Below are 16,609 nucleotides of genomic sequence, written 5' to 3'. Positions count from 1 at the left end.
GGCGCTCGTCGCGCCGATGCTGGGCGTCGGTCCCCGCGGGGCGATGGGGGAGCGAGATGGGGGGACCGCGCGCCTCGACCGGCCGGTGCGGGGACGGCGCGCCTGCTCCTCGGCGATGCGGTGCGGAGCCGCGAGCGCAGCCTCCTGACATCGGCTTGGAGGCCCGGAGCGCTCCACCTCGTCACTTGGGTCCGAATCCCGAACCAAGCTCAGAAGTCCTGCAGACGCGCGCCTCGATCACATCGTAAACGCAGTGCACGCGCGCCGGGTAGAAATCGCGTCCCACCAGCCCAGAAAGCCTCTCGCCGGCCTCGTTCCATTCGCGCTTCCCATCCTCCGCGGAAGGATCATCCACGAGCGCGTCGCTCAGCTGTTCTTCGGTCAACATGGCGGGACAATCGGCGGGCATCGTGGCCAGGGCGGCATCCAGCGTCGTCACCTCGTGGACGATGGTATGGCCGTAAAGCAACCCCTCGGCGTCGCATGCGATCGGATAACCAGTTCTTTCGTCCGAAAAGCGCTTGGATTCCGCCCAGAGGTCGTCGCGCCCGGTCTCTTGAACCAAGGCGAGGCGCAGCGTTCTGGACTGCAGACTGCCGTCCTCCACGATGCTCGCGTCGTCAGCGCAGTGGTACTCGAGAGGAGAGCCCTCGACTCGGTACCAGCAAACCGTCCACGGTTGGTCGGCGATCTCCCCGAAGCCAGCGTTCCTCTCGTTGAACGTGACCGAAATGTCGTATTCGTAGTGCGGCGTGGCGGCCTCCTCCACTTCTTGAACCGAAGGGCAGCTGAGGTCCGCCCGGACTGCGTATCGTAATTGCTCCTCCGAAGGACACGGATGTTCTGCGCCGCATGCGGAAATTGCGATCGCAAATCCAGCATGTAGCGCGAACAAGGCCCGTGAGCAGCTCGACACCACGGCCGAAGGGCGAGACATGGACCGCATCGAATCGATTCTAAGCATTGGCATCGTCATCTCCGTAAACCTGAAAAATGAGAACAAAGTGCTTTGAGGATGTCAAGGGCGAGGCACCATGCCCGGTTCAGAGTAACCACCCAGCCATCGCCATGGGCGAGACCCCTTGCGGCCCTATCGCCATCGTCGGGCGACTCGTAGGACGGCCGGCGGACGAGGCCGACCCGCTCGTCCGCTCTCTGCTCGACCTCACGCGTGACGTGCACGACGTGTGAGGGGATCGCCGCGCCGCGGTGAAAAATCGCGCGATCGTCTCCGGCAGGGGAGGACCGTCGGCCGTCGTGACCGGCTCCGCGACGCGATGCGCCGAGCAAGAACGCGCCGCCGAGCCCCTGGTGACGCGGCGCTAATTTCCTGCTCGAATGAACGCAGATTCGTTTCATTGGCATCGTACGCCGCGCCGCGGAGGGCGTGGGGCGGGCGCGCCTTGGAGACGTTCAGGTTCGTGGGTCGTACTTGTCTTGCGGAGGTAGCCTATGACGTTTGCGCGACACAGCAGCGGACGGGTGTTTGTCGCTTGTTGCTTGCTCATCGGGTTCAGCTCGGGGTGTCAGGGCTCGGCGCCCTGAGCGCTGCCGCGAGACCGCACGACCGCGGGACGTCTTCGGCGCCCGCGAACGGTTCGTCCGCCGCTCCGGGGCACGTTCACGCCAACTTATTGAAATAATTTATGTTTCCGGCGCATCGAGGCGGCGCCGCGCTCCGGGTATGACGTCAACGGGCATGTGGGGCAGGATGGTATCGGAGCGCCGGAAGGCGTCTGGACGCGCTACCCTCCTACCTTGCTACCCCCTCTCCGCGACGGCGTTCGGCGCGCGCTCGAGGGTCGATCGGCGCTAAGGTCGCGCTCATGACGTCCACCGTGACCCGCAACACGGGCTCCACCATCAAGTACGCCGTCATTACGGTGGTGCTCGCCGGCCTCTCGTTCCTCTGTTTCCGCGCGATGATCGGCCGCTCCGGTTTCCTGTGGGCGCTCTGCCTCGTCGGCGGCATCGGGCTCGCGGTGTTCGCGCTCGGGTCGCTCCTCGCCGCCAAGGACCTGGCCGGCACCGCGACGTGCCCGCGCTGCCAGGCGGCGCTCGCGGAGATCGAGCTCAACCACACCGACGAGCCGGCGTTCTGCGACAAGTGCCAGGCCGCATACCTCGTCGACAAGCGCGTCCTCACCGTGCTCGCCGACGACTACGTCCACCCGACGCCGGTCTTTTCGGCGCCGGTGACGGGCCAGACGATCAGCTGGCCGGAAGGCTGCTGCCTGTGCGCGAGGCCGGCGACTCGCGGCGTCGAGGCGAAGACGCACGACGGCCAGACCGGGACCAACGTGGCCGTCGCCGCGGCCGGGCTCGCGCTCGGGGGCATCGCGGTGCGCACCGGCGGCGGCACGACGTACACGATGCGCATCCCGCACTGCGCCGAGCACGACGACGGCGCGAAGGTCGAGATCCAGAGCGGCAACGATCCGCCGCTGCAGATCCGCTTTCGCTCCTACGCCTACCAGCGCCGCTTCCTCGCGCTGAACCCGAAGCCGGCCAAGGCCGCGTAGCTCCGCTTCAGCCCATCGCGAGGAGCGCCTTTTGGCGCCCGCGCGCCCGCGCGCTCCTCGTGCACGATGCGAGGGGCCAGCGTTCGCTGGCCCCTCGTCTGCGGCTCGCGCGACGTGTTTATTGCGCCAGACGAACGAGCTTCACGCTGTCCACGGTGACGGCCGCGGTCCCTGCGTTGCCGACGTTGATGTCGAGGAGCGCCGCGGAATCCTGCGGGACGTTCGGGAGCTCGAACGCGTAGACGACCCACGCGGGGCCCGCCGCCGCGGTCACGCGACCGTAGCTCGCCCAGTTGTTATCGCTGTTGCCGTTGCGTCCCAGGTTCACCACGAACGTGCGCACGTCGTCCGCCTTGGCGCGGAACGTCAGCAGGTAGCGCCCCGCCTGCGACAGGTTGACCGTGGTGCGAGCCTGGATGTGCCACATGTCGGAGCCGGGCTGCTGCACGTTGATGCGCATCTGGCGGCCGGTGAAGTCCGCCCATGCCGAGGCGCCGTTCCAGTTGAGGAGCTGCCAGCCGCTGCTGCTCTGGCTCCCCGCGAGCGAGGTGTTTGTCACATTGTCGAAAGAGCAGTTGGTCACGAGGTTGAGAGGATCGCGGCAAGCGTCGATCAGGCTGACCTTCTCGTGGACCACGCCGCCCAGGAGGCCCGAAAAGGCGCGCCAGCCGAGCGACAGGTCATCGCCGACGAGGCCGATGGGATCGATGCCGCCGTACCCGGAGTTGGAGCTGTTGACGCTCTTGTAGAAGTCGCGGATCAGGCCGGTCTCGTAGGCCCACTGGCCCGACGTGGCGTCGCGCTTGTAGAGCGAGAGGCCCTCGTCTCCACCGCTGACCGTGCTGGCCAGCGTGTCGCCGTGAAGCGCCAGGTGCACGTGAGGGTAATCCGTCGCCAGCGATTGGCTCGCCGTGATCGTGCCGTCGGCCGCCACCCGGTAAAACGAGAGGTGCTGCTGCGGCATGACGTCGTTGACGAGGTACGTCGCGCCGGACGTGACAGCCAAGTTCCCGGAGGCCATGGCGAGGCTCCGCCCGAAGGCGCCGCTCGAGAAATAGCCGCTCGCGAGGGCCACGGCGTTCCAGGTGACGTCGCTGGCATTCCTGCGGAAGATGCGGACCGAGCCGAGCTCGGCCCCGGCCTCGCCGCCGTCGGACCACGGCGATCCGACCGCGACGAGGTCGCCGTCGATCGCGACCGCGGCGCCGGTGAAGCGCTCGTCCGGCTCGTTGAGGAAGTGCTCGAGGACCCACGTGTCGTTCGAGGAGTTGTAGCGGTAGATCTCGAGCACGCTGTGTCGCTTGTAGCCGATCACGAGGTAATCGTCGGACAGGGCGAGCGCGATGTCCTTGAAGCTGCTGAGCGCGGGGTAGCTGAGCGGGATGCGGGTGAGCGCGTGGCTGATGTTCTGGCCGTTCTCGCGCACCGCGCCGTTGCAGTTTCGCTGACCGCCGACCAGGGGGCACTCCGCCCATGAGCCGTTGGTCTTCCGGGCGATGAACACGGAGTTCGCGTGCGGCGAGGTGGAAGGGCTCGGGCCTCGCGTCGCGAACGCGAGGAAGCGGCTCGAGATGGCGAGCTGGCTCCCGGCCTGGAGGCTGAACTGGGCGACCCCCGGGAACTGGTAAACGCGCTCGGGCGTGGCGCTCGTCCCGTTCATCAAGTAGACGGCCCCCTGCATCGTGCTGGGGAACGTGGGCTCTGGCTCCCCGCTGATCTTCACGTGCTCCTGGAGCGCGCCCACCAGCGTGTAGGTCCCTGCCCGCGCCAGGGTCGTCCCGGCCTCGGGATAATCGGTGTTGCCGTGCGGCGTGGGCTTACCCACGACCACGCCGGCCGACGCTTGAGCGGCGACCAGACCGACACAACCAGCGAGCACCCCGGCGAGACTTCGGACCTTGATCTTCCTGGAAACCAAACTCATGAATCAACCTTCTTCTTTGAAACGAGGAAAGCGCCGGCTCAGGCTCGCGCGCACGGGAAGCGTGCGTCGCGAGCCCAAGCTGCGTCGATCCTCTCCGTCACTACATCCGTGAATCGCCGCGTCGCACCGACGCGGGAAGAAGCCGCTCGCGTCGACCGCGCGCTCCGCGGGCCGCTCCCGTGGGTGAAAGACGGACGCGCGCGTCGCGGATCGGGCTTAAAAGGCGCCGACTTCGCCGAGCAGCGCCCCGTTCTCGAGCAGGTACACACGGCCTCGAGGGGTCGACTCGCCCGCCTCCCAGCGCGATTCGACGGAGAGGTCGAAGGCGCCGCCGCACCCCGTGCAGCCGTCTCCCGAGCCACCGCCGGCGTATACGTCCGGGAACGGGTTCTCGTCGAAGACGAACGACAGGCGAAGGTGCGCGGCTCCGTCGTCGCCCCGATAGAGCGCCCCGCGCTGCTCGTGGTGGAGGATGCCGTCGGCGCTCGATAAACGCTCGATCACGAGGATCTGCAGATACCCGTCGGCACACTCGCCGCTGCGGTCGATGTACCCCACGGCCGGTGAGCTCTCGGTGTCGGCGACGAGCGACCAGCTCACGGCGCTCCTCATCCCGTTGGCCCATGCCACGTCGAAGCTCCCGGCCCGGCCTGTCGCGTCGAGGGCCTCCTGGCCGCTCACACCGAGGGGCGTCGGGTCGGTGAGGCCATGCTCCACGGCCCGACCAGCCGTCACCGGCAGGGAGTTACAGGGATCGGAGCCGACCTCCCCCGTCTGTCCCCCGGCGTGCGAGCACCCCATGAGCAGCCCCGCCAAGAGCCAGCAAGCGAGTCGTACGTTCATCCAAGCCTCCGCCCCCATTTGCCGCAGCGCACGAGCAAGCGCAAGCGCCGCGTAGCGCAGCCACGCATTATTCTATCGCTCCGATATGCTACCATCGATGCATATATGCGATACAAATGGCCGCAATACGATGAGATCGCAAAGGATTTCTGCCGGGCGCTCCGCGGCCGGCGCTCGCAGCGGCAGCTGAGCGTCCGGCTCGGGTACGGCACGAACGTCGCCTTCGGCTGGGAGTCCGGGCGGCGCTTTCCCACGCTCCCCACCCTGCTGCGCGTCGCGGCTTACAACGGCGTTGACGTCCATCGCGAGCTCTCGGGCTTCGTGCGCCAGGAGTCGGCCTTCGGCGCCGACGTCGCCGTCTCCGACCCGGCCCTCACGGCCACCTTCTTTCAGGTCATCAAGGGAGGGCTGAGCAACGCGGAGATCGGCGCCCGTATCGGGCGCAGCGCGTCCCAGGTGTCGCGCTTCATCGCGGGCGCGTCCCAGCCCCGGCTCCCCGATGCGCTGGCCCTCGTCGACGCGACCACCGAGCGGCTCCTCGACTTCCTCGCCCTCTTCGTGCATCCGGGGCAGTTGCCCTCGGTGGCGCGCGACTTCCGCGTGCTCGAGGAGCGCCGCCGCATCGCGACGGAGCTACCCTGGTCTCACGCCGTCCTGCGCGTCCTCGAGCTCGCGAGCTACGCGGCCCTCCCCCGCCATGACGACGCCTGGGTCGCCGCTCGCCTCGGGCTCCCGGACGACGAGGTGCGTGCGTGCCGCGAAGCCCTGTCGCGGGCGGGCCTGATCCGGTTGCGCGAAGGGCGGTACGCCACCACGGCCGAGACGGTCGACATGACCCGCGGCGCCGCCGAACCGCGACAACGACTGAAATCGCACTGGCTCGACGTCGCCGCGAACCGGCAGCGTCGCGGCGATCCGGGGCTGTATTCCTACAACCTCGTCAGCGTCGCGCGCCGCGACCTCGAGCGGCTGCGGGCCTTGCACGTGCGGTATTTCCACGAGCTTCGACAGATCGTGTCGGATTCGCTCGAGCCCGATTGCGTCGCGCTGGTGGCGATGCAGCTCTTCGAGCTGGGCGCGTGAGGCACGAACCGGGGCGTGTCCTTCCGCCCCAGAATTGCCGGTGGTTCTTCGATCGGCACGTCATTCGACCAGCCCGAGGCGTTCAGTCGGACACGGGGCGTCCGAGCAGGCGCTTCCGAAGCTCGGGGTTGCGGATCCAGCCGGTGATCGCGAGCAAAACGAGCAAGATGATCAGCGGCAGGTACTCCGGAAGCGTAAAGCCGTGGGTCATGTTCGTGGCCAGAGCGCCCGAGTAGTAGCCGACCATGAGCACGAGGCCGATCGCGGAAGAGCGCGGGATGAGGAAGAGGATCGCGAGGCAGATCTTCGTGACGCCGAGCGGCACGGTGATGCCCGCGATGCCCAGCCGTTCGATGAACGCCGCGCCTTCCGCATTCGAGGGGGGCATGAGCTGGAGGATGCCGCTCGCGAACGTGGCGAGGGACAGGAGGCCGGTCAAGATCCACGCGACGATCTTCCCGGCCTTGCCCGGGTTCGGGACGGAGCTCGGATTCCGCGCGCGGGCAAGGAGCTCCGGCGTGCGGAAGTACGCGCCGACCGTCATCACGAAGATGAGGATGAACGGGAACCACGGCCAGTTGCCTTCGACGTCATGCGTGAGGCCGGTGGCCGTCGCGCCGCCGAGCACGCCGACCATCATCACGAAGCCGAGCGTGGCGGTGCGGGGAACAAGAAGGAGAACGGCGGCGATGATCTCGAGCGCGCCGATCAGGTAGCGATGGTCCCAGACGCCGAGCGCTTTCGTGAAGTCGGCGGTGGGGGTGCCATCCTGGATGAAGAATTTCGCCAAACCGGAGGCGAGGATCATGAAAACGGCCAGCAGGACGGTGGGCGTCCAGCCGAGGATTTTTTTGGAGCGGGCAGTCATGTGGCCCCGATGATAGCAAATGAAGCGATCAAGGGAAGAGCAGGTACGCTCCCATCCAGGCCGGCATCGGGATTCGATGAGCGAGAGGTTTACGGGCTCTCCTCCGTCAGTCGTGATGTTCCGGAGGCGGCTCGAGCACATCGACGCGCTCCACTTCGTCGAGGAAGATGCCCATCGAACGACGCCAGTCCTTGCCACATCCGGAACGCCAGCGCAGAGGGCGGGACGCCGGCGATCAGCCCGAGCGCGACGCCGAGCCAGGGGCGGCGCTCGAGTCCTCCCGCGATGACCTTGGAGACGTCGCTCAAGCCGGTGCTCCTTGGCGGCGTGCTACCACGGTGTCGCTTGATTGCGAAGATCCTCGCGGTGCGCGCGGTCGCGCGCTCGATTTCAGCTCGCCGTGAACCCGGCGCGCGCGAGTCGCTCGAGCACCGCGGCGACGCCGTCGTCATCGTTGGAGCTCGTGATCTCGTCGGCGGCGGCGAGCACCTCGGGATGGGCGTTAGCCACGGCGACGCCATGTCCTGCCCAGCCGAGCATCGGCAGGTCGTTGGGCATGTCGCCGAATGCGATGACCTGCCCTGCCGCGATGCCGTGCTCGGCGCAGTACTTCTCCAGCGCGAGCGCCTTGGTGACGCCGGCCGCGGCGACCTCGACGAAGGCCGAGCCCGAGTGGGTGACGCTCGCGAGCGCCCCCGCGTGGGCGCGCGTGATTCGCAGCAGCGCTTCGAGCGGCCAGCCGGCGTGCTGGACGATCAGCTTGGTGACCCCCTCCCTGCAGAGCGCGAGCGCGTCGCCTCGCCGCATGCGCGGATCGTCGCGATCGTTCGGATGCTCGCTGGGAATGACATACCCGTGCTCGCACCCGTACTGGACCCCGGCCTCGATCGCGAAGGCGACGCCGGGTATCGCCCCCCGTAGGCTCTCGATGAGCGCGGATGCGGCGGCTGCCGAGAGGAGATTCTGCCGCAGCACGGAGTCCGTGGCCAGGTCGTAGACGAGCCCGCCGTTGCTGCAGATGGCCGTGCCGCGCAGGCCCGTCCGTGCCGCGACCTGGCGCGCGCGCCGGGGCGGTCGCGCGGTCACCGGCATGAGCGTCAGGCCGGCCGCCTCGGCCATGGCGAGGGCGCTGCGCGTACGCGCCGAAATCGAGCCGTCCGTCCGGAGCAGCGTGCCATCGAGGTCGAAGGCGATGAGTCGGAGCGCTTCCATTCTGGCCAGGGCGACGGATGACACGAGATGGAAGATCGAGAAGCCGATGTGGAACGCCATGTCGACGACGATCCGTCGCCGGAGAGCGTTCGTGACGGCGGCGCGCTCACGACGCGGAGACGATGCCGAGCGGCGCGCGAGCGCGGCGCGGGGACGAGACGAGCGGCAACAGATCCTCGCCCACGCGCACCGCCTCTTCGAGGTTCGGATACCCGGAGAGGATGAAGGTATCGATGCCGAGCGCCTCGTACTCGGCGATGCGCTCGGCCACTTGCCGATGGCTCCCGACGAGCGCCGTACCGGCGCCGCCGCGCACGAGCGACACGCCCGCCCAGAGGTTCGGCGACACTTCGAGCTCGCGTACGCCGAGCTTCTTGCCCGCGTGCAGCGAGAGCATGCGCGCTTGGCCCACCGACTCCATCGAACCGAGCCCGCGCTGCGCCTCTTCGATGGCGCCGGGCGGGATGCCGTCGAGCAGCCGCTTTGCCTCGCGCCAGGCGTCCTCTTCGGTGTCGCGCGTGACGACGTGGACGCGCAGCCCGAAGCGAAGCGTGCGGCCGAGGCCCTCCGCGCGGCGGCGCATCGAGGCGATGCGATCGCGCACCATGCTCGGCGTCTCGCCCCACAGCAGATAGACGTCCGCGTGCTTGGCAGCCACGCGCTCTGCGGCCTCGGAAGCGCCGCCGAAGTAGATGGTGGGACGCACGGCGAGCGGCTCCAAGAGCCCGCCGTTCTCGACGCGGAAGTGCGCGCCTTCGTGGTTCACGCCGGGTCCGCCGAACGCCTTGTCGACCACGTCCAAGAACTCGGCGGTCCGATCGTAGCGCGCGTCGTGATCGAGGAAGTCGCCGTACGCCCGCTGCTCCTTCGCGCTCCCGCCGGTCACGACGTTGAGCAGGAGACGATCGCCCGTGATGCGCTGCATGGTGGCGACGCTCTGCGCGGCCACGGCCGGGTACATCTGGCCGGGCCGGAACGCGACCAGCAGCTTCAGGCGGCGTGCGTGCTGCGCGACCGCCGCGGCCACGAGCCACGCATCCTCGCAGCGCGAGCCCGTGGGGATGAGCGCCGCGAGGAAGCCGGCGCGCTCCGCCGCCAGCGCGACCTGCGTCAAGTAAGCGATGTCCGGCGCTCGCTGTCGCTGCGCTTCGGCCTCGAGGTGGTGTGCGCTGCCGATCAAATCGCGGCCGTCGCCGTGCGTCGGCAGGTACCAGAGAAAGTCGCTGCTCACTGAAGTCTCCTAGCCGCGCCTCCATGCCATCACGATGTCTCGTTCGGATCTTCGTGGATGGTCGCTCATGGATGGCGTAGGCGCGGGCGCGTACCGCCGTGCGGCCGGGCCGCACACTGCAAGCGGCGCGCCCGGAGGCGGAGCCCCCGGCGCACCGGCCGGGAGCAAGGCACCTCTCCTCCCCGGCTACGAGGCTGTGCTGCGAGAGCAGCACTGGAGCGACCCAGCTGCTGAAGCAGTGCTGCCAGGGCACCACCCGGCACTCCAGCTTCGGGCCGGCGTCCCCGGGCAGGTAGTGCGCGAACACCACGCGAGCACCGACCTGGAGCTCAAGCATCCCCATCCGCTACGCCCTCCGTGGCGAACGACGTGGCTCAGTCGCACATCGCTTTGAGAGCGTCGCGTGTGAGCAGCTGTTATGGCCGATGCGCTTCATACTCTGAGAGTAGCGTGCTGATCTGCGCTCGCTCATCATCTGATGGGCCGCTCGTCAAGTCGTCCGCGATGCCCTTCAGCAAGTAGAACTCTGTCTCGTTCCTGATGGCTCCCCGTTTCAAAACTGCTCGATACCTCGACCAGTACCGCCTTCTGACTTCCGAGAATGTAAGTAATCCATTCGCTGCGAGGGCGGTGTCCGCTCGACGGATTTCCTCGCCGCTCAAATGTCCGTATTGCTCCACGATGTCATGAATGGCCTGCTTCAACCCTTGCAGGGCCTTCGAAGGGCCGAGCTCCTCGGCGATTTGCTCCAACACGTTGGCAGGATGGCGTGGATCGTCCGGCGGCATGAAGCTGGGGAACAGGCGGCGCTCCCAAAAGTCGAAGAATGCCCTCAGCTCCTGCCACTCGCGTTGCCTCTCCGGTGACATTTGACGAGCCACGAACATCACCTCTCGAGGGTAGTGCGACCTGTGGGTGTGCTGGCGGTGCGGCGTCAGTACCAGCCGCTCGTCAGACTGTATACCCGGGCTCGCCCTCATGGTCCAGAGGCTCCTCCTGAACATGACGTAGCCATTGAGTGAGCTGGGGCGCGACAGTGCGTGTCGTCGTTGTGCTCGCTTCGGATCGGGGCGGCCGATCGGATGAACAGCTGGTCCCATCGGCCGCCTGCTGCGATCGACGCCGACTCATCGAGCGAGCAACCGGAAGGTGAGGCTGATCCGCGGGCCCGCGGCCTCGACGGCGAGGATCGCATGTTGCCACCCCTCCTGGACGCTGGCGCGCATGATCAGGAGCGAGCCGGGCGCCAGGGCCATGTCGTGCCGCTCCTCCCGGCGAGAGCGCCGGCGGAAGGTGAGCACGCGAGGCGCGCCCAGCGACACGATCGAGGTCGTCGTTCCGGCGACGACGCCGGCGCTGGAATCCGAGTGAAAGCCCATCTTCGCCGCCCCGTCGGCGTAGAAGTTGGCGAGGCAGTTGTTGATCCCGTGCCCCGCCACGCCGGCGATGCGGGCCGCGAGCTCCTGCACGAAGGGCGGCATCTCGCAGTCCGGGTAGGAGATGCCCGAGTAGTTGTACGCCACCCCGCACGAGGCGGTTCGGCGTGAATGCATCCGGTCGTCCCACGCGAGGCACCGCTCCGCCATGTCGAACAGGGCTGTCGGATCGGCGACGAACCCCACCAGGTACTGAGCTTCTAGGTCTTCCGGCATGAGTCGCTGCGATGGAGCCAGCCGCCGACGCCGTGGAGGTTGCGCGCCATACGGCTCTCCGCTTTATCTTAGCCTCGAAACGGCAGATGAGGACGGCTCGCGCGGCTGGCACACCGCGATGAAGATCGCCTCCGCGCGCGCCGGCCGCTCGGCTCAGGCGAGGGACGCGCGCTCCGTCCACGCTCTACGCTCCACGCTTCTCGCGACATCCCCGCCGGCCGGGGACCTCCGGAAATTGGGCGGCGCCGCGAGAATTCTGCTAGGGGGGGCTCATGATCATCGCGCTCACCGGACAGAAGGGTGGGATCGGCAAGAGCACCACGGCCGTGAGCCTCGCCGTGGCCGCGCTGGCGAAGGGCCGGCGCGTGCTCCTCGTCGACGCCGATCCCCAGGGGACCGTCCGTACGTGGGGCGACGTGGCCGCCGAGGCGGGGCACGAGACCCCGACCGTCATGGCCATGGGCGCCTCGATGCACAAGCCGGGGCAGCTGCCGGACGTCGCCGCCGCGTACGACCTCACGGTCATCGATTGCCCCCCGCGTCACGGCGAGATCGCGCGGTCGGCGCTGATGGTCGCCGACGTCGCCATCTACCCTTGCGGCCCCACGGCCGCGGACGCCTGGGCCCTCACCGCCGCGATCGAGGTGTTCCGCGAGGCCGCGGCGCTGCGGAGCGCGCTCAAGGGCTGCATCCTCATCACGCGCAAGCAGGGCCGCACGGCCCTCGGCAAAACGGCGCGCGCGGTGCTCGAGACGTCGGGCCTGCCGGTGCTCGCCACGGAGCTCGGCTATCGCATCGCCTACCAGGAGTCCCTCGCCTGCGGGCAAGGGGTGACGGGCTACGCGCCGCGGGACGCCGCGGCCAAAGAGATCACCCACCTTCTCGAAGAACTGGAGAAGCTTCATCATGGCGAAAAAGCAAGTCGCGGTCTCGCTAAGAAAGCCGCCGTCGCCTGAAAAGGTCGACGCGTTCGTCGCGGGCGGCGAGGGCGGCGCGCCGGCCCCCGACGCGGTGAAGTCGAGGCCCGCCGCCGACAGGCGAGCGCACGACGACAAGACGGCCGAGGCGAAGCAGGAGCGCGCGCCGGAAGCGCGGGCGCCCGAAGCGGCGCCGAGCGTCGAGCCGCCGTCGTCCGTCGCCCCGCCGCCGCCGCAGGCCGGCGCGGCCGCCGAGCCGCAACCGCTCGCCACCACCTCGGAGCCGCCGGCCGTCCCGCCGGTGCTCGTCGGCAACGACGGCCGCGCGCGGCGCGCGGTCACGGTCTACCTGCCCGACCCGCTCGCGGACCGGCTGCTGCTCCACTGCATCGAGCACGACCGCGACGTGAGCAACCTGGTCGGCGAGGCGGTCGAGGTGCACCTCGACAAGCGCCTCGGGCCGGCGCCGGTCTCCGCCGCCCCCGCCGGCGGCGGGGCGGCCGCCGCGCACGAGGCCGCGCCGCCGGGCCCGAGCTACCGCGCCGAGCCGTTCCGCGCGGCGGACACCCGCCCGACTGGGCGCGTCGGCCGGATGGTCCAGGTCGGGCGGGTGCTGATGACCCTGTGGCGGCAGCGGCCCAGGGCGAGCTGACGCGCGCGCCCGGACCCGCCGCGCGACTCCCCCGCTCGAGCTCGAACGAACCCCTGCGCCGACCCTGAACGAACCCCTGCGCGCCGCCGCTCCGGCGTGGCCGGACGGCCCTTGGCAGGCGCGCGGGGGGGGAAAACAAGGATCTTCCTGTCTGCCCGCTATCTCGAATCGGCAGTGAGCCTCTCCGGTCCAAACAGGCCATCCGCGGTTCTGCCGAGTCCCAGCGCACAGCCCGCGTCCACCCTCCAGGCGGCATGACGCGCGTCGCGCCGCGGGCGCGGTCGCACAGGCCGCTCCGCCGGCGCGGCCGCGGACAAGCGCTCTGCCGCGCGCGCGCCGGTCGCTCGCCGCCAGACGCGGTGAGCGCTATCACCGCGCTGTCGTGAGCGCGCCGCGCCCGCCGGGCCGACGCCGCGACTTCCGGGGGGGACGTTGACATTCATGGGGTGAGCGGGCAGGCTCTGAGTCGCCGCGACGCCGCGCGAGAAGCGCACTGCTCCCGCCGCCGAGCGCGCCGTGGCTCCAGCGTCACGGGGCCGTTCGCCGCGGCGGCGATTGACCACCAGGACGAGCGATGACCCAGCATGTTCGGGACGAGGGGACGACCGCGCGTGGGCTCAACCAGAAGGAGGCGCAGGTCACGTCGGACGCCGGGCGCTCCGTCCACGCGATGTTCATGGAGGCGCCCACCGCCATCGCGGTGTTCCGCGGCCCCGACTGGGTGATCGATTTCACGAACCGGCTCGCGCAGCGGCTCTTCCGCGACCGCACCACCGTGGGCAGGCGCCTCTTCCAGTGCGCCCCGGAGCTCGCCGGCTCCCAGGTGGCCGAGCTGCTCGAGCGGGCCTACGGCTCGGGCCAGCCCGCCGCCGCGTGCGAGCTCCTCATCCTGCTCGACCGCGGCGCCGGCGACGGGGCGCTCGCCGAGGGCTATTTCAACGTGACGCTGCAGCCCATCCCGGCCGGCGCCGGCGGGGCGCACAGCGTGGTGCTCTTCGCGGTCGAGGTCACCGACCAGGTGCTCGCGCGGCGCCGCATCGAGCAGCTCGCCGAGCAGCTCGAGCACGAGCGCCACAAGCTGGAGCAGGTCATCCAGCAGATGCCCCACGCGGTATACATCGCGGAGGCCCCCTCGGGGCACCTCGTGATGGGCAACGCCCAGGGCGCCGCGCAGCTGGGCCGCCCCTTCGTCGCGTCGGAGGACGTCGAGGCGTACAGCGCGGCCTACCGCGGCTTCCACGCGGACGGCCGCCCCTACGCGCCGCACGAGTGGCCGCTCGCGCGCGCGGTCCTGCGCGGCGAGCTCGTCCGGGCCGAGCCGGTGGAGATGCTGCGCGCCGACGGCACCCGCGCCATCATCGAGTACAGCGCCGCGCCCATCCGCGACGGCTCGGGGCAGATCGTGGCCGGCGTCGCGGTGGGCGTCGACGCGACGGAGCGGATCCGCGCCCTGCGCGAGGAGCAGCGCCGCAGCGAGCAGCTCAAGGGGCTCGCCGAGGCGTCGCTCGCCGTCAACTCGGCGACGTCGCTCGACCGGATGCTCGCAGAGATCACCGAGCGGGCGCGCGCGCTCATCGGGGCGCACCAGTCGGTCATCAGCATGACCGACGACCAGAACTGGGCGCACGCCATCAACGCCGTCAGCCTCTCGGACAAGTACGCCGCGTACCGCGGCTACGACGCGAGGAGCGACGGGAGCGGGATCTACACGCTGGTCTGCAAGACCAACAAGCCGCGCCGCATGACGCAGGCCGAGCTCGAGGCGCACCCGGCGTGGCGGGGCTTCAGCGGCGAGGCGGCGCGCCACCCGCCGATGCGCGGCTGGCTCGCGGCGCCGCTCATCGGCCGCGACGGCAGGAACCTCGGGCTCGTCCAGCTCTCGGACAAGGAGGAGGGGGAGTTCACCGGCGACGACGAGTCGATCCTGGTGCAGCTCGCGCAGCTCGCCAGCGTGGCCATCGAGAACGCGCGGCTGCGCGAGGAGGCGCTCGCGGCCGAGAAGCGCTTCCGCTCCATGGTCGAGGCGACCGCGGTCGTCGTCTGGCGGACCGATCCGCGCGGCCACGTCGTGGAGGACTCCCCGTCCTGGCGCGGCTTCACCGGGCAGCGCTACGACGAGTGGGTCGACTACGGCTGGCTCGACGCCGTCCACCCCGACGACCGCGCGCGGGCGAACGCCGCGTGGCGAGGGGCCGTCGCGTCGAAGACCCGGTACGAGGTGGAGTACCGGCTGCGCCGGCGCGACGGCTCGTGGGCCGACACCGTCGCGCGCGGCGTCCCGCTGATCGCGGACGACGGCTCGATTTACGAGTGGGTCGGCTGCAACGTCGACGTGAGCGACATCCGGCGCGCCGAGGAGGCGTTCCGGGTCCAGCACCGGCTCGTGCGCACCATCGCCGAGAACGCGACGCTCGGCCTGTTCATGATGGATGCGCACCAGCGCTGCACCTTCATGAACCCGGCGGCCGAGAAGATCACCGGCTTCACGTTCGACGAGATCCGGGCGCTCGATCGCCCCCTGCACGAGATCGTGCACCACACGCGGCCGGACGGCAGCCGCTATCCCATGGAGGAGTGCCCGATCGACCGGGCGCTGCCGCGCAAGAGCCAGGAGCAGGGAGAGGACGTCTTCGTCCGCAAGGACGGCTCCTTCTACCACGTGGCCTTCACCGCGAGCCCGATCCTCGACGGCGACGTCCCCGTGGGCACGGTCATCGAGATCCGCGACATCACCGAGCAGAAGCGCGCCGAGGCGGAGCGCGAGCGCCTCATCGCCGCGCTGGAGCGGAGCAACAAGGAGCTCGACCAGTTCGCGTACGTGGCCAGCCACGACCTGAAGGCGCCCCTCCGCGGCATCGCGAACCTGGCGCAGTGGATCGAGGAGGACCTCTCGGGGACGCTCGAGGGCGAGTCGCGCGAGCACATGAGCCTGCTGCGCGGCCGCGTCCGCCGGATGGAGGCGCTCATCGACGGGATCCTCGACTACAGCCGCGCCGGCCGGGTGCGGCACGCGGCGGAGCCGGTCGACGTGGGCCAGATCCTCGCGGACGTCGTCGAGCTGATCGCGCCGCCGTCCGAGGCGAGCGTCGAGGTCGCGCCGGGGCTGCCGGTGCTGCGGACCGAGCGGATCCCGCTGCAGCAGGTGTTCATGAACCTCGTCAGCAACGCGCTCAAGCACGCGCGGCGCGCCGACGCGCGCGTGCGGATCGGGCACCGCGACGCCGGCCTGCTCCACGAGTTCTTCGTCGAGGACAACGGGCCAGGCATCGCCCCGGAGTTTCACGAGCGCGTCTGGGGCCTCTTCCAGACGCTCGAGGCGCGCGACAAGGTGGAGGGCACGGGAATCGGGCTGTCCGTGGTGAAGAAGATCGTCGAGAGCCGCGGCGGACGCATCTGGATCGAGTCCTCCCCAGGCCAGGGCGCGATCTTCCGCTTCACCTGGCAGAAGCGCGATCCGAGCGACTCCTGAAACGCGGCGCTCGCGCGGCAGAGCGCGAAAGCGGCAGGCTCAGCAGGTGTTCGGAACGCGTCATTGGAGTTGAACCCGACGGACCGGTGGTCCAAGCTCGAACGATGAGACGCCTCGACAGCGCCTGCGCGGGTAGGGCCAGGTCGGAGTGCGTCCGGGCTCACCGGCGGCCGCGAGACCTCCGCGGCGGTCGCCGTGCTGCACTGGGAATTGCCGCGGCGGCGATCGCGCGGAGG

13 protein-coding genes are annotated in these 16,609 nt (G+C 69.6%); 5 read left to right on the top strand and 8 right to left on the bottom strand.

Annotation, left to right across the window (positions count from 1 at the left end):
* Window positions 1-181: 181 nt before the first annotated feature.
* Window positions 182-769, bottom strand: a complete 588-nt coding sequence (locus WMF33_RS43350; protein ID WP_437334082.1) for a hypothetical protein — start codon at window positions 767-769, stop codon at window positions 182-184.
* A gap of 1,057 nt (window positions 770-1,826) precedes the next feature.
* Here WMF33_RS43350 and WMF33_RS43345 point away from each other — a divergent pair.
* A complete protein-coding gene (locus WMF33_RS43345; RefSeq protein WP_437334081.1) occupies window positions 1,827-2,522 on the top strand; it encodes a hypothetical protein in 696 nt (231 codons plus the stop codon).
* A gap of 118 nt (window positions 2,523-2,640) precedes the next feature.
* Here the strand turns inward: WMF33_RS43345 and WMF33_RS43340 are convergent, their stop codons facing one another.
* Complete coding sequence (locus WMF33_RS43340) at window positions 2,641-4,446, bottom strand: carbohydrate binding domain-containing protein (RefSeq protein ID WP_437334080.1); 1,806 nt, start codon at window positions 4,444-4,446, stop codon at window positions 2,641-2,643.
* A 216-nt stretch (window positions 4,447-4,662) separates the two neighbouring features.
* Entirely contained in the window at window positions 4,663-5,289 is a 627-nt protein-coding gene (locus WMF33_RS43335) for a hypothetical protein (RefSeq protein WP_437334079.1), read from the bottom strand.
* A gap of 18 nt (window positions 5,290-5,307) precedes the next feature.
* Between WMF33_RS43335 and WMF33_RS43330 the strand changes: the two genes are divergently transcribed.
* Window positions 5,308-6,372 carry a DUF4423 domain-containing protein gene (locus tag WMF33_RS43330; RefSeq protein WP_437334078.1) on the top strand — a complete coding sequence of 355 codons (1,065 nt, stop codon included), beginning with the start codon at window positions 5,308-5,310 and terminating at the stop codon, window positions 6,370-6,372.
* An 82-nt stretch (window positions 6,373-6,454) separates the two neighbouring features.
* Here WMF33_RS43330 and WMF33_RS43325 read toward each other — a convergent pair whose 3' ends face one another.
* The 5 genes from WMF33_RS43325 to WMF33_RS43305 all read right to left on the bottom strand — a co-directional run bounded on the left by WMF33_RS43325 (window position 6,455) and on the right by WMF33_RS43305 (window position 11,335).
* The gene (locus WMF33_RS43325; RefSeq protein ID WP_437334077.1) at window positions 6,455-7,240 is read right to left on the bottom strand and encodes a DoxX family protein; all 786 of its coding nucleotides are present in this window, start codon (window positions 7,238-7,240) and stop codon (window positions 6,455-6,457) included.
* 390 nt (window positions 7,241-7,630) lie between these two features.
* A complete protein-coding gene (locus WMF33_RS43320) occupies window positions 7,631-8,452 on the bottom strand; it encodes an HAD family hydrolase (RefSeq protein WP_437334076.1) in 822 nt (273 codons plus the stop codon).
* A 106-nt stretch (window positions 8,453-8,558) separates the two neighbouring features.
* Window positions 8,559-9,683, bottom strand: a complete 1,125-nt coding sequence (locus WMF33_RS43315; protein WP_437334075.1) for an LLM class flavin-dependent oxidoreductase — start codon at window positions 9,681-9,683, stop codon at window positions 8,559-8,561.
* A 416-nt stretch (window positions 9,684-10,099) separates the two neighbouring features.
* On the bottom strand, window positions 10,100-10,573 hold the full coding sequence (locus tag WMF33_RS43310) for a hypothetical protein (RefSeq protein ID WP_437334074.1): 474 nt from the start codon (window positions 10,571-10,573) through the stop codon (window positions 10,100-10,102).
* 237 nt (window positions 10,574-10,810) lie between these two features.
* The gene (locus WMF33_RS43305; protein ID WP_437334073.1) at window positions 10,811-11,335 is read right to left on the bottom strand and encodes an alpha-ketoglutarate-dependent dioxygenase AlkB; all 525 of its coding nucleotides are present in this window, start codon (window positions 11,333-11,335) and stop codon (window positions 10,811-10,813) included.
* A 272-nt stretch (window positions 11,336-11,607) separates the two neighbouring features.
* On the opposite strand from WMF33_RS43305, the gene parA reads away from it, so the two are divergent.
* The 3 genes from parA to WMF33_RS43290 all read left to right on the top strand — a co-directional run bounded on the left by parA (window position 11,608) and on the right by WMF33_RS43290 (window position 16,373).
* A complete protein-coding gene (parA, locus tag WMF33_RS43300; protein WP_061624607.1) occupies window positions 11,608-12,291 on the top strand; it encodes a ParA family partition ATPase in 684 nt (227 codons plus the stop codon).
* 55 nt (window positions 12,292-12,346) lie between these two features.
* Window positions 12,347-12,904 (top strand): hypothetical protein, encoded by a 558-nt coding sequence (locus WMF33_RS43295; protein WP_437334072.1) that lies wholly within the window; start codon window positions 12,347-12,349, stop codon window positions 12,902-12,904.
* A gap of 574 nt (window positions 12,905-13,478) precedes the next feature.
* Window positions 13,479-16,373 (top strand): PAS domain S-box protein, encoded by a 2,895-nt coding sequence (locus tag WMF33_RS43290; RefSeq protein WP_437334071.1) that lies wholly within the window; start codon window positions 13,479-13,481, stop codon window positions 16,371-16,373.
* Window positions 16,374-16,609: the final 236 nt, after the last annotated feature.

It is taken from the genome of Sorangium sp. So ce394 (genome assembly GCF_051474665.1).
GTDB classification, from domain to species: Bacteria; Myxococcota_A; Polyangia; order Polyangiales; family Polyangiaceae; genus Sorangium; species Sorangium cellulosum_D.
Note: the sequence above shows the minus strand (reverse complement) of the source record. Positions and strands in the feature narration are given on the sequence as shown.

What these genes read in the sequence shown, in the direction of transcription:
- WMF33_RS43345 (WP_437334081.1), top strand. Translation starts at nt 1,827, where the DNA reads ATGACGTCCACCGTGACCCGCAACACGGGCTCCACCATCAAGTACGCC.
- WMF33_RS43340 (WP_437334080.1), bottom strand. Translation starts at nt 4,446, where the DNA reads ATGAGTTTGGTTTCCAGGAAGATCAAGGTCCGAAGTCTCGCCGGGGTG.
- WMF33_RS43335 (WP_437334079.1), bottom strand. Translation starts at nt 5,289, where the DNA reads ATGAACGTACGACTCGCTTGCTGGCTCTTGGCGGGGCTGCTCATGGGG.
- WMF33_RS43325 (WP_437334077.1), bottom strand. Translation starts at nt 7,240, where the DNA reads ATGACTGCCCGCTCCAAAAAAATCCTCGGCTGGACGCCCACCGTCCTG.
- WMF33_RS43320 (WP_437334076.1), bottom strand. Translation starts at nt 8,452, where the DNA reads ATGGAAGCGCTCCGACTCATCGCCTTCGACCTCGATGGCACGCTGCTC.
- WMF33_RS43305 (WP_437334073.1), bottom strand. Translation starts at nt 11,335, where the DNA reads ATGCCGGAAGACCTAGAAGCTCAGTACCTGGTGGGGTTCGTCGCCGAT.
- parA (WP_061624607.1), top strand. Translation starts at nt 11,608, where the DNA reads ATGATCATCGCGCTCACCGGACAGAAGGGTGGGATCGGCAAGAGCACC.
- WMF33_RS43290 (WP_437334071.1), top strand. Translation starts at nt 13,479, where the DNA reads ATGACCCAGCATGTTCGGGACGAGGGGACGACCGCGCGTGGGCTCAAC.